We start from the raw sequence: 13,267 nt of genomic DNA on the forward strand, positions 1-13,267 counted from the left end.
TGACCTGAGCCCCAAATGGTCCCGCATTTGAATGGAGAGTCTGTCGTAACGGAGACAGACAATGCGCAAGAGCAAATTTACCGAGGAACAGATCATCGCGATCCTGGCAGAGCAGGAGCGTGGCATGGCAACGGCAGACGTGTGCCGGCGTCACGGGATCAGCTCGGCGACCTTCTACAAGTGGAAGGCGAAGTATGGCGGGATGGATGTCTCGGATGCCCGCAAGCTGAAGACGCTGGAAACCGAGAACGCTCGGTTGAAGCGGCTTCTGGCCGACAGCATGCTCGACAACTCGATCCTGAAAGACCTGCTGGGAAAGCCCTGACGACGCCCCAGTTGAAGCGGGATGCGGCGCTCAAGGTGATCGATAAATACGACATCTCCCAGCGCCGCGCCTGCCGACTGGTCAGCGTCGATCCGAAAACTGTCAGGCGTGAGCCGGAACCGGACAATCCGGAGATCCGCAAATGCATGCGAGAGATCGCGGCAACGCGCCGCCGGTTCGGCTATCGGCGCATCGGCATCATGCTCGAGCGGGAGGGCATCGTGATGAATCACAAGAAACTGAGGCGTCTCTACAAGGAGGAAGGCCTGGCGGTAAAACGCAGGCGTGGCCGCAAGCGTGCTACTGGAACGCGCGAGCCGATGCCCGTGCCAGACGGCCCGTCGCAGCGCTGGAGCCTCGACTTCGTGTCCGATGTCTTCGGACCAGCACGTCGGTTCAGGATGCTGAACGTGATCGATGACTATACCCGCGAAGGCCTTGCACTGGTGGCAGACACATCGCTGTCTGGTGCCCGCGTGGCCCGCGAACTGGATCGCTGCATCCGGCTCTACGGCAGGCCAGAAACCATTGTCTCGGACAACGGGACGGAGCTGACCAGTCGCGCCATCCTCGAATGGCAGAACCAGACCGGCATCGCCTGGCACTATATCGCGCCGGGCAAGCCGCAGCAGAATGGCTTCGTCGAGAGCTTCAACGGGAAGCTCAGAGACGAATGCCTGAACGAAGAAGTGTTCGACAGCCTGACCCATGCCCGCAAGATCCTCGGGCGCTGGCGACACGACTACAATCACCACCGGCCTCACTCATCCCTGGGCGGGCTGACGCCCGCAGCGCGTCGGTCGCTCGTGCATGTGGGGAGCTCCGCTCCCGACGCGCTCGCCACACTTCTAACCATGGACTATGAAAGGGCCAGACTCTCAAAATGAATGAGGGAGCCAAAGGGCTCAGGTCAGCAACCCATATACTGTCCAGTTCCCTCGGATATCTCGCCAATGATACAGATTTGTATATTTCGGACGTGGCGCGGTTGAATGCCTGTTCCGCCAGGGACATTGGTCGGAACACCGACACCCGCCATGCGCAAAATCTGGCAGGTATTCAGACCGGTCAAACGGAACCAGCCCCTGCCCCGCTCAATCGTCACTGACGGCGTCACGCCCAGGTTCGCCGAATATCAGGGAGCGCAGCCAGTCGGGCAGCATTCTCTGAAACCGTGGGTGCCGATCAATCATTCGCGCCAGCCACGCCCGCCCTGAATCAGAATTGCGCGCAACAAGCGCAATGCCCGACAGCGCAACCGTAAGACCGATCGGCACCATTGGGAAAGGTGTCAGAATACCGATCGGAATGCCGATCAGGACCAGGATGATGCCGCACCCGGCAAGCCCGGCCCGCACAATGCTCACAGGCCGTGATGCGCGCGGTCGCGAAGATGCCGTATCTTCCGGATCAGTCACGTCGTTTCCTGAGCTTTCATTGCCGTGCCGCGGGGCGGTCTGGCTGTCCTGGCCTGCAGCCCTGAGGCGCGGCTCATGAACCGGCAGGCGGCAGGGCTCTCTTTCTCGGTGCAAGTGCCGCATGAATGACCGGTCCGCCGATGAGTACCAAAGGGGCACCGACTATGAGGCCGCAGATGATGGCCACCGCCATGGGAGCCAGCAATGCCGACCCCTCACCAATCTTGAGCGCCAGTGGCGCAAGCGCGAGTATGGCAATAAGGGCTGACATCAGGATCGGCCTCAACCTGGCGCGCCCGGCGTCTATGCGATGGCCTGAACCCACCTCGCCCTCGGGCAGTTCTGCAAAATAGAACACGCCAAGTTCCGCAATGATGCCAATGACCATTGTCAGTCCCATCATGGCTGCAATGTTCATTTCCGTCCCGGTCAGGACAAGCCCCGCCAGGACGCCCGGTATGGTCAGCCCGACAACGCCCAGGACAGAGATCGCCTGCGACATGTCCCTGAACAGGAAGACAAGGAGAAGGCCTGACAGGATGAAGGCAGCGCCGAATACGGTGATGAGATCACGGAACGACCTTTGCTGTTCCGCGAATAATCCGCCGAATTCGTATCTGACGTCAGCGGGCAAGGCGACGGCCTTCATCGCCTTGGTCACATCGCGCATCGCGGACCCCATATCGCGCCCCTCCAGGCGGCCTGTCACAGCCGTCATGGGTTGCAGGTTCTCGCGGCTGATCTGGGACTGCCCCGTCGCAATACTGACCTGTGCGACCCGGCTCAATGGAAGCAGCGTGCCGCTCCTGGACCGCAGCATGAGCCCTTCGATCGCTTCGACCCTGTCCCTGATGTTTTCAGGGCTCCAGACCCTGACATTGATAATCCGCTCACCCGACTGGATACTGCCAACAAGATGGCCGCCGATCAGCGCCTCGATCTGTGTCGCGGCAGAAGCAGCATCAAGGCCTTCGAGCGCCAGGCGGGCCCGGTCCAGAGAGACCGTTACGGCATCGCCTGCGACCCGGTCGGATTTTGCAACTTCAACCACGCCCGGAACGCCGTCCAGGGCAGAGACGGCCAGGTCAGCCGCCTGCGCCATTGCGGCAGGATTGTTCGAATAGAATTTGACTTCAATGGGTTGCGGAACTGCTGTCAAATCACCGATCAGGTCTCCCATCAGCTGGATGGTTTCGATGGAAAGACCCGGAATATCCGTTTCCACGCGGGCGCGGATCTCCTGCATGATGTCTTCGATCGGCCGTCTTGGCATGGGCTTGAGCCTGACAAACATGTCGCCTTCATTGGCCTCTGTCAGTCCACCGCCCAGTTGCAGGCCTGTCCGTCTGGAATAACTCGCGACCTCGGGAACGGACCGGATGATGTCTTCCATCTGGAGGACAAGCCGGTCTGTTTCCGTCAGCGACAGTCCGGGCGGCGCGAAATAATCGAGTACGAATCCGCCCTCATCCATTTGCGGCATGAAGCCCGATGTGACGCGCGTGGCCGAGAAACCGCCAATCAGGACGGCCACACCGACGAGAAGTCCCGCCACGAGCCGGGCGTGATGCAAAGGCCACTGCATCGCACGTCCATACGCGTTGCTCAGCCATTTCAGCCAGCCATTTGACCGTTCGGCGCGCTCGGCATCTTCCACTTTTGCAAACCGCAGGGCCAGAAGAGGCGCAACCGCCATCGCATAAAGCATGGAGAATGCGAGCGACGCAGCCATCGTGACGGCCAGCGCCTTGAAAAAGCCACCTGTCACACCGCTCAGGAATGCGAGGGGTGTGAACACCACGATCGTGGCCATGGACGAACCGACAAGCGGCCGCACCATCTCGCCGGCGGCCTCGAGAACACTGATCGTCGCGTCGCTCAGACGACGCGTTATGTGTTCAAGCATGACGACGATATCATCAACGATCAGTCCCACAGCCGCCGCCATGCCGCCGAGCGTCATGATATTGAGACTGAGTCCGAATGCCATCAATAGCAGCGCGGTCGAGGCAAGGACCGCCGGCAGCAGGATCGCGACGACCAGGACAAACCGGAAGCTTCGCAGGAAGAGGAAGAGAACCACGCCCGCCAGAAGGGTGCCGATCAAAATGGAATCACGGACACTTTTTGCCGCTGATCTCACCAGGTCGGACTGGTCATAATAGGGAGTTATTCTCACGCCCGCAGGGAAACGGTGCGCCTCACGGGCGAGTATCGCCTTGACCTGATCGGTCAGCGCCAGCGAGTTCGCGTCGGGCGCCTGCCTTATATTGACCAATACGGCGGTTTCGCCATCGGCTGTGACACGCGTCCATTCGGGCGCCGTCGACAAGCGGATCTCGGCGACATCATCAAGATTTACCACCGCGCCTCCCGCCGACTTCAACACGATGCCCCCGATGTCCTCAATCGAGTTCAGGCGATCATCGACAATCGTCAGGAAGAGACGCGACCTGTCCTCGAAACGCCCGGATGCAGCAACCAGGTTTCCGGAACCGAGAACGGTCTCGACATCGTCGACCGACAGCCCGAGCGCCTGCAGCCGTATCGGGTCCACAATCACCTGGTACTCCGAATCCCTGCCGCCCAGGACCGAGACTTCCGCGACACCATTGACCGAAGCGAGAAGCGGACGAAGGTCGTATAAGGCAAAATTCTTCAAGGAGACGAGGGAGTCTGTCTTCGACGTCACGGAATAGCCAAGGACCGGAAAGATCGTCGGATCCATTCGTCTGATATTGAACGCAAATCCCGGTGGGAGTGACGGCGCGAGCCGCGCAACTTCGGACTCAGCCTGAAGTGCGGCAGACGTCATGTCCTGCCCCCAATTGAACGTTACGGACACTTCGGCCGACCCCCGGCTCGTTTGCGAGCGGACGTTGCGAACGCCAGGAACGGCGCGCAGGGCTTCCTCGACAGGCCGGGTTACCTGGGTGACCATGAGGTCTGCCGGCCGGTCGCCTGCATCAAGCGATACGCTGATGCGCGGAAACTGTATCGTTGGAAACAGGCTCACCGGCAGGTTCAACAGCGCAAAAGCGCCGCCGGCGGTCAGAATGAGAAAGGCAGCCAGAACGAACCGCGTCTGGCGCGACAGCCAGGCACTCATTGCGCGGCCTCTCTTATGGCAGCATCGGTCCTGATCTTCATGCCATCTGACAGGATGGCTCCCCCTTCCAGGATGACGGCCTCTCCCGTCTCAAGGCCGGACAGGACTTCAGTCTTGTCACGGCTCTGAATGCCGGCCTCGATATGACGTAACCGTGCCGTCCCCTTATCATTGATAAAGACGTAGGCACCGGACTCGTCCTGGAACACAGCTTGGCGTGGTACAGTGATGGCGTCCTGGTGAATTTCGGCAACCATCTCTGCCTTGACCGCCTCGCCTGACAAAAGCCCGTTTCCCGGTGGCGCCGCAACCAGGGCGGCTGCCATGCGGGTTGAAGGATCGATCCGTGTGTCAATGCTGCGAATGACCGTTTCCACGGCCTTCTTGGAACCATCGAGAGGTTGCAGGCTGACTGCGTCCCCGGCCTTGAGGCGGGTCGCGTCCTCAATCTCCAATCCGATCCGCGCCTGGATGGCATCAGCGGACGCGACACGCACCATCTGGGCGCCCGGCGCCACCAGATCACCCGGTTCGACCAGGAGGGCATCCACGATGCCCGCAATCGGCGAACGCAGCATCGATACAGACCCTGTCCGCGCTTCCAGGCTCGAAGCCTGGAGGTCCAGGTCACGCGCGGTCGCAGCGGCGGCCTCAACATCGGCATCGCTTGCCAATCCATCCTTGCGCAGTCTTTGAGTGCGTTCCAGCACGGCTTGTGCAGCCGTTGCATCCCGCCGAAACCTGACAAGATCGAGCCCGGTAGTGGAAGATGGACCGAGCCGGAGAATGACCTGGCCTTTGTCAACGCTATCTCCGGACACGGCGAGAATGTCGATGACCCGCGCTTCAATCTCGGCGTTCAGCGTGTGCTGACTGGCCGGATCGAATTCGATCGAGCCGAAGCCCGACACAATCTCGGGCAGGTTCTCTCGCGTCACGGCGGCGGTCGTGACCAGAGCGCTGGGATCCGGTGGGGTCTTGGCGGCCGGCGCGCCGCAGGCCGCGACAAGCGCAGCCAGGAGGGCAAGGGTAGATGTCATTCTCATTTCAATGTCTCCAGCGGACGGCCGACTGATATTTCGAGCGCATTTTCAAGCTCCCGAATGCTGAGCGAAAGCGCCGTCTCGGTAATCTGCTTGTCCAGCAGCGTCATCGAGGCTGCGTTGAAGGATGCTTCGGGAATATCGCCGCGCTCAGCGGCCTGTTGCGTGGATTCTGTCTGCCGGACGAGTGGCTCGATTTGCTGCAGGATGTCGGCCCGTTGCTTGCGCGTGATTTCGAGCGCAGCAAGTGCTGACGCAATGTCTGCCCTGATCGTTTCCTGATGGGCCACATATTCCGCGCGAAGTTGCGCGTCTGTTGCCAGGGCCGACCTGATATCGCCGCGCCCCCGGTTCCAGATCGGCAGCACGAACGAAAGGCTTGGACCAAATGTTTCGACCGACCCTGTATCGCGCGCCGCATTGAATCCCAGGGACGGGAGCGGGAAGGCATTGAGCCGGGCGGCCTCTCCTGCCGCGCCAGCCGCGGCATAATTTGCCCGCATGCCAGCCAGGTCTGCGCGATACATGAGGGCCGAGCTGACCAGTGTCTCAAAGTCGACCGTCTTGTCGGACAGTGGCGCAGGAGGCGTGACGTCGAGACGCTCGAATGGGTCCAGCCCGAGCGTACGATTGAGGTCCAGTTGGGCCGAACGCAACTGCAGCTCTGCCGTGCGGTCCCGATCCGCCGCGTCAGTCGCGGCGATGCGGCGTGCGTCAAGCTCCGCCGCTGGCAGATCGCCGCGCGCGACAGCGTCGAGGACGCTTTTCAGCTCCTTGTCGGCCAGGGACCGGAACCGCGCCGTCTGGGACTTGATCCGGCTGAGATAGCCAATCCTCTCACTCAACAGGCTTGCCCGCTCTGCAGTGAGCCATTCAGCCCAGGCGATGTCCATTCGGACTGTCTCAACATTGGCGCGGGCTGCGCGCAGGGCGATCGGGCGCCGGGCAATTGCCGCGAAATCATAACCTATCCCGCCCGCAATGGCCGTGACCGCGCCGGCGCCGCTGGTCGGAAAATCAAGTCCTGCAGAAACTGTCGGATCGGGATAAAGCCCTGCCGCAAAAACCTGCGCCTCGGCGACCTTCTCACGCGCACGCAGCGCGTTCAGGTCAGGATTGGAGCGGACAGCGATGGCACCGAGTGCCCTCGGGGCAAGAGGCAGTGTCAGCTCGATGGAGTGTGCCTCAGCCATCTGCTCGATCGACATCCCGTGTACGGACACACTGGCAAGTGGCACCCTGGCCTCAGTGGATGTCGCGCAGGCGGCCAGCAGGATGAGGGCAGGCATGATGAAGGATAGTGACTGTTTCCTGGTCATAAGGCGGCTTCCCCTGAACTTCGAGGCAGCACATCGCGACCGGAAAGTGATACCTGTTCAACTAGCATGGATCAAAGCCCGATCAAATGGGGCGAAGTCCAGTCTCACACTCAGGCCCGGCTTATTGTCATCGAGCGACAGGCGCGCGCCATGCAAATCGCTGATTGCCTTGACGAGCGCCAGCCCCAGCCCTGAACCCGGTGTCGTTCTCGATTTTTCGACACGATAGAATCTGCGCAAGACACGGTCGCGTTCGCCCTGTGGAATGCCAGGTCCATTGTCACGCACATTGATCCAGACTCCGTTCAGGCCCGTACCCGTTTCGATCTGGATTGTGGCATGCGCCGGACAATGGCGAATCGCGTTTTCAACAAGATTGGCAAAGAGCTGCGTCAGGAGGTCACTGTCACCCAGGACGAGGTCTCCCGCTTGTGAGCGATGGACAATCTCGAATGCCTGGCCCGCTTCCTCCGCTACCGGCGTATACGCCTCATGAAGGCGCTCGGCTATTTCAGCGAGCGACACCGCCTGGAACCGCGATTTACGGGCACCCGCCTCGATCTGGGCTATCCGGAGCAGCGCATCAAAAGTTGTCGCAATCTGTTTGGCCTGTGCATTGGCGTCATCGGCGAGCCCATTCAGGGCAGCGGCATCATGTGTGACATCGCGCATGCGTTCGAGTGTGATCTCGAGCCGGTTGATGGGCGTTCGCAGATCATGCGCAATGTCCGTACTCACCTGCCGGATTCCATCCACGGTATTTTCCAGCTGTGACAAGCCGTCATTTACAGCAAGAGAGAGGCGCCCAAGATCGTCATGCGCGTTGCGCAGCGGCACGCGCGCCTTCATGTCACCGAGCGCGACACGGCGCAACGTATCGGCGATCCGGTCCAAACGTGCCTGCGCCCGGTGCCCCACAAAAGTGCCCACCAACCCGGCAATCAGGAAACTGGCGAGAGACGCCAATGCAAATGCACCAATCACCGAATGCAGGATGGCATCGGGCTCTTCAAAACTGAACGCCACGATCAGTCGAGTATCGCCGATGTCACGGGTCGCGAGCCTGTAACGATCTCCGGTATCGGCATTGATTTCACTGCCACCGACATTGCCTGGCATGAGCAATAGCGGCGCCTTGACCGGTCGTCCGGCAATCAATTCGCCGTCGCGTCGCCCGAGCCAGTAGACTTCATCATCCGGATCAGCCGATGCAGACCGCGTCTCGACCGCCCTGACGAGTTCCGCCTCCCCGCCTCGCTCGAAAGCATCCTCGAAGCGCTCAGCTGCCAATTCGGCAGCCTGCTCAACGCGGCTGTCCAGATCAGAGCCGATCACCCCCAGGGCAACCCAGGCGGCCATCGCGTACGCCACGACAAAGGTCACGGCCAAAAGGACCGCAAACCGGAAATAGGTGCTTCGAAACCATTCAGTCAGGCGCACGAAGACTATACCCGATGTTTTTGACCGTATGCAGAAGGTGGGAGTCAAACGGCTTGTCGATCTTGGCGCGGAGACGACTGACATGCGTTTCCACGACGCTGGTTTGCGGATCAAAGTGAAAATCCCAAACGTGTTCCAGCAACATCGTGCGGCTGAGGACGCGGCCTTCACTTCTCATCAAATACTCCAGCAGGGAAAATTCTTTGGGAAGGAGCTCAATCTGCTGGCCTGCCCTGTTGGCCGTGCGCCGGATCAGGTCAAGCTCGAGATCGGCAACAACCAGTTTGGTCTGTTCGGATACCAGGCTTGGCCGGCGGGCTATCGCGGCCAGTCGCGCGGCCAGCTCCGAGAAGGCAAACGGTTTGGCAAGATAATCATCCGCACCCGCCTCCAGTCCCTCTACCCGGTCATCCAGACCGCCAACGGCCGTAAGGAACAGGACCGGCGTTGACAGGTCTGCTGCACGCATTGCCTTGAGAATGGCCAAACCATCCATGCCTGGAAGCATACGGTCCAGAATGATCGCATCGTGACCTCCACGCAGGGCCAACGCCAGACCGTCGATGCCGTCCTCGACAGAGTCGACTCCATGGCCCGCTCCGATCAGACCGGAACGGACATAGTCGCGCGTGACTGCATCATCTTCGACAAGTAGTATTTTCAAAACCAACTCCCGCACCAATTATCACCGGTGCGGCTGCAGACACATCGCCTTCGTCTGCAGCCGCGCCGTATCGGACAATCTAGTCTTTCTCTTCCATCTTGTCGTTGTCATCATGATCAATCACGACCTGACCCGTGGACGCATCGACAAGAATCTCGATTTCGGTGCCATCCGCAGCAAGAAGTTCGACCTCGAAAACACCTGAACCGTCTTCCGTCTCGAATTCGGCCGACATGGCCCGACCGCCGCTCTGGCTTTCAGCTGTCGATATCGCCTGGGCAAGACCGATCGGGGCAGCCTGGAATGCGGCGTGCTCCTGGTCACCGGTGCCGTCACGATCAGGCCCGGCAAAAGCCATCATGCCCATTCCAAGGGTCAAACCCCCGCCAATCAGTAGCGCAATTGCTGATTTCGATTTCGTCATGCACGTATCTCCTCAAATCCAGTTTTTTTAACAGGATTGCCAGGCTAAGGGGTCTACCTGACCGGGCTCATGCGCGCGATATACAAATCTGTATATTGCTTCCATGGCCCCACCGATGGTGATTTGGCACCCATCGCGGTCGGTGACGTTCCATTCTGGCTGTACGATGGATGCCTCTGCGAGCATGTTTCGCGCGACGTGAGGCGGCCGTTCAACCGGCATAGCGAGGCACGCGCCATGAAACAGGCTTCTCCGCGAAGGCAGCGAGCTTACGACAGATGGACGCGACTCCGCGCTCGTCCGCTCACCATTCTGATAATCGTCGGCACTTTCGTCTTCTTTGTCCTCACCGGTATTGAGCTGATGACGACAAGCGAGCCGCTCTCACTTGTCGATGTCACAATGGAGCTGGTCGAAAACAGCCTGCTGGCGGGCGCGATGGTTGTCATGGCTGCAATCGCATCCGAAACCCGCATATTGCGCCGGCAGCATCGTCTATTGACTGACAAAGTCTCTGAAGTCGCTGCTGACAGCGAGAAATGGCGGCAGGCGGCTCAAGACGTTGTCGCGGATCTCAACCGCGCTATCGATTCCCAATTCTCTGAATGGGGCTTGTCCGAGGCAGAGCGTGGGGTCGCCCTGCTTATGCTCAAGGGATTTTCTCACAAGGAAATCGCAAGACTACGCTCGTCCACCAGCGCGACGGTCCGGCAGCAGGCGAGCGCCATATATGAGAAATCCTCGCTTCCAAACCGCTCCGAGTTTGTCGCATTTTTCCTTGATGCGATGCTGACTCCAGCAGACGCGCGCCAGCTGCAAGTATCGCCCGACATCGTTGCGGATCACGCATTGCAGAAATGACCTGCCTTCACGTTTGTAGGATGCAGATAGGCACCTGCCCAACTTGATCTCGTCTGACATCTGTCGGATGGCGCAAGGCTCTGACCCTGGATGACATGGCGGTGGACCAAGGAGCCCTCCCGCCATGTTCACCCCAGAAATACGACACTCTCCCACAGATCACGTCCTTCGCGGATTGAAGCGTGCCCGAAAGTTTGAAGCCCCCTTTCCGCACTGGATCGCAGACAATCTTTTCGAACGCCGCATGCAATCGCATCTCAAGCAGCTTGCCCTGGCACCACCTCCTCTCGGCGGCGTGTCGGGCACCCGCGAGATTCATAATGACAGCCGCACCTACCTTTCCGGCCCCCGGCTTGATTCCGATCACAGGCTCCGCAATGTCGCCGACATCTTTCAATGCAGCGACACCGCGCGCCTGATTCAAAACCTGTTTGGCGCGGATTTGTCCGATACGTACGTTCGTCTTGAGTATTGTCTCGATACGCGCGGGTTCTGGCTGAAGCCCCACACGGATCTCGGCGTCAAGCGCTTTACAATGCTGATCTACCTGTCCGACGACCCACGTCACAGCGACCTCGGAACCGACCTGTTCCTCGACGAGAACGCACATGCAGGGCGCGTACCGTTCACCCCCAATTCCGCGCTGATTTTCACGCCGTCTAAGAAGACATTTCATGGATTCCTGCCTCGCGTAATCGACGGTGTCCGCCGCTCATTGATCCTCAACTATGTCACGACTGAATGGAAAGCCTCAGAGCAACTCGCATACCCGGGGCATCCCGTGCTTGCCTCAAAGAGTACTCGGGTAATCGCATTTCCAGGCAAAAGGATATGAACCACAAGCTCTTCAGACTCTTCTGGTCCATAATCTTCTCCACGATGCTTGCAGCCGCTGCTGCTGCCAGCGAAAGGGCCGAAGACAACGTGTGCGGACTTGTTGACGAGGTTCAGCGCCTTCACGGGCCGTCATTGGCTGAAGCCATCGTTGCCGACATCGACATTGGAAGAACATCGAAATTTGTCCTGGGCCGGTATGATATCGGGCACGAAGAAGGCCAACTTGTAGACTATACGACCCGTTCCCAGTTTGCCTTGCTGAACCTAATTTCCCGTCATGATGCCTTAACTTACATTTTTGTATAGCCGCCGACAAACACCTGAAAATCCGGCATGGCAAAACCCTATTGTCAGTTCTTCCTCCCCCCTGACTGACAAAACCGCTCCCGTGCCAGATTGCGTGTCCCCTTCGCGGCCTGGCTTGGAATGGAGCTCTATACAGGTTCTCACTCCACCCGGGGACCTGATATGCAGACAGTGCCCGTTTTCCGGTTCTCCCGAATCTGGAAACGGGCATTGGTTGCGCAACACGACCGAACCGACATTCCGCATTACCGGCAGAAGGATATGGGGTCAGACTCTCCAAAGCCGAATCCGCATGCTGTCTTCCGCCGCTTTACGGTCGACGCCATTCGACAAGTCGATACTGGATGAGCTTGGCGTGGCGGAGCGTCCTGCTGACCAGTGCAATGCGTGTTGGTTGATTTCCCCTTACTCATGGCATGGACACGTCCGAGACGGTACTTGTCGCGCCCGCGGATCGTCGTCTCCGTTTCAACCGCCAGACCTGACCTCGACAATGAATGCGGTTCATCCTGCGCAGCAAGAAAGTTTGGAAACGTCCTTGCCGAACCCCTGGGCCGCCAGTTTGAGGCCTTCGACGGTTGTCAGATAGGGGAAGATCGTTTCGCCCAGGGCCTTTGCGGTCATCCCGAATGTCAGCGCCATCACCATTGTCTGGATGGAATCTGCGCCTTCGGGGGCGAGAATCTGCGCTCCGAGCAGCACGTCTGAGTCTGCGTCAGCGACCAGTTTGATCAGGCCTCGCGTATCGTGCGCGGCCAAGGCGCGGGGCACCAGGTCCAGCGGCGCGATCGATGTCTTGACCGAATGGCCAGCCTTGATCGCCTGGGCCTCGCTCAGCCCGACCCCGGCGACTTGCGGATCAGTGAACACAACCCACGGCATGGCCGCGTTGTCATAGGCAAGCGATTGGTCGTTCAGAGCGTTCCTGGCGGCAATCTTGGCGCCATAGGCAGCCATGTAGACGAACTGGTCCTGTCCGGTGACATCGCCGGCTGCGTAGACGCCCGCCCTGGTTGTGCGCATACGTTCATCCACCAGGATGGCGCCATTTGCATGGGTCTGAATACCCATTTCCGAGAGGCCAAGCTTAGCCGTATTGGCACGGCGACCCGTTGTAAGGAGCAAATGCCCCGCCTCCAGCGTTTCCTCCCGACCGCCAACCGAAATCGTCAGCGCAACGCCCGCTTCGGTTTTTCGAGTACTGACATAATCAAGGCCGGTCCTGACGGTAATGTTGTCATCCGCAAGATAGTCGGTGAGGGCCGAAGAAATTTCCGGCTCGGCCTCTGGCAACAGATGGCTGCGTGTGACCAGCGTGACCTGCGTGCCTGCCCGGGCGAACATCTGGGCGAGTTCGCACCCGATATAGCCCCCGCCCATTACAAGCAGGGACTCCGGCAAGGCGCCCAGCTCGAGCGCGGCTGTGCTGTCGAGATAGGGTGTTTCAGACAGGCCATGTAGATCAGGAATGGCTGGCGAAGCGCCGGTTGCGATGATCGTACGGTCTGCGCCTACAAAGCG

General features: G+C 59.7%; 12 protein-coding genes. 4 read left to right on the forward strand and 8 right to left on the reverse strand.

Features of this window, described 5'->3' with window-relative positions; translation table 11 throughout:
- Positions 1-61 precede the first annotated feature (61 nt).
- A protein-coding gene (locus tag VR74_RS06600) for an IS3 family transposase (RefSeq protein WP_299949770.1) occupies positions 62-1,212 on the forward strand; the annotation gives its coding sequence in 2 pieces (ribosomal slippage) (positions 62-320 and positions 320-1,212; 1,152 coding nt in all).
- A gap of 207 nt (positions 1,213-1,419) precedes the next feature.
- Here the strand turns inward: VR74_RS06600 and VR74_RS06605 are convergent.
- The 7 genes from VR74_RS06605 to VR74_RS06635 all read right to left on the reverse strand — a co-directional run bounded on the left by VR74_RS06605 (position 1,420) and on the right by VR74_RS06635 (position 9,742).
- Entirely contained in the window at positions 1,420-1,743 is a 324-nt protein-coding gene (locus VR74_RS06605) for a hypothetical protein (RefSeq protein WP_045695353.1), read from the reverse strand.
- A 73-nt stretch (positions 1,744-1,816) separates the two neighbouring features.
- Positions 1,817-4,852 (reverse strand): efflux RND transporter permease subunit, encoded by a 3,036-nt coding sequence (locus VR74_RS06610; RefSeq protein ID WP_045695354.1) that lies wholly within the window; start codon positions 4,850-4,852, stop codon positions 1,817-1,819.
- Complete coding sequence (locus VR74_RS06615) at positions 4,849-5,892, reverse strand: efflux RND transporter periplasmic adaptor subunit (protein ID WP_034740959.1); 1,044 nt, start codon at positions 5,890-5,892, stop codon at positions 4,849-4,851. The genes VR74_RS06610 and VR74_RS06615 overlap by 4 nt, the downstream gene beginning before the upstream one ends.
- Before the next feature lie 2 nt (positions 5,893-5,894).
- Positions 5,895-7,214: a TolC family protein gene (locus VR74_RS06620; protein WP_045695357.1), complete on the reverse strand. Its 1,320-nt coding sequence runs from the start codon at positions 7,212-7,214 to the stop codon at positions 5,895-5,897.
- 57 nt (positions 7,215-7,271) lie between these two features.
- On the reverse strand, positions 7,272-8,654 hold the full coding sequence (locus VR74_RS06625; RefSeq protein ID WP_051615445.1) for a HAMP domain-containing sensor histidine kinase: 1,383 nt from the start codon (positions 8,652-8,654) through the stop codon (positions 7,272-7,274).
- Positions 8,641-9,318, reverse strand: a complete 678-nt coding sequence (locus VR74_RS06630; protein WP_034740953.1) for a winged helix-turn-helix domain-containing protein — start codon at positions 9,316-9,318, stop codon at positions 8,641-8,643. The genes VR74_RS06625 and VR74_RS06630 overlap by 14 nt, the downstream gene beginning before the upstream one ends.
- Before the next feature lie 79 nt (positions 9,319-9,397).
- Positions 9,398-9,742 (reverse strand): PepSY domain-containing protein, encoded by a 345-nt coding sequence (locus VR74_RS06635; RefSeq protein ID WP_034740949.1) that lies wholly within the window; start codon positions 9,740-9,742, stop codon positions 9,398-9,400.
- A 237-nt stretch (positions 9,743-9,979) separates the two neighbouring features.
- Here VR74_RS06635 and VR74_RS06640 point away from each other — a divergent pair, with 237 nt between their 5' ends.
- The 3 genes from VR74_RS06640 (at position 9,980) to VR74_RS06650 (ending at position 11,746) form a co-directional block, all read left to right on the forward strand.
- Positions 9,980-10,603 (forward strand): response regulator transcription factor, encoded by a 624-nt coding sequence (locus VR74_RS06640; RefSeq protein ID WP_051615444.1) that lies wholly within the window; start codon positions 9,980-9,982, stop codon positions 10,601-10,603.
- A 124-nt stretch (positions 10,604-10,727) separates the two neighbouring features.
- Entirely contained in the window at positions 10,728-11,438 is a 711-nt protein-coding gene (locus VR74_RS06645) for a 2OG-Fe(II) oxygenase (protein ID WP_045695359.1), read from the forward strand.
- Entirely contained in the window at positions 11,435-11,746 is a 312-nt protein-coding gene (locus VR74_RS06650; RefSeq protein WP_034740945.1) for a hypothetical protein, read from the forward strand. Before VR74_RS06645 ends, VR74_RS06650 begins: the two co-directional genes overlap by 4 nt.
- Before the next feature lie 504 nt (positions 11,747-12,250).
- On the opposite strand, the gene VR74_RS06655 is transcribed toward VR74_RS06650, so the two are convergent.
- Positions 12,251-13,267 (reverse strand): FAD-dependent oxidoreductase (locus VR74_RS06655; RefSeq protein WP_045695360.1); only part of this gene is annotated, 1,017 nt, incomplete at its 5' end.

Origin of the sequence: Hyphomonas sp. BRH_c22, assembly GCF_000961795.1 — a bacterium.
In the GTDB taxonomy this organism is placed as follows: domain Bacteria; phylum Pseudomonadota; class Alphaproteobacteria; order Caulobacterales; family Hyphomonadaceae; genus Hyphomonas.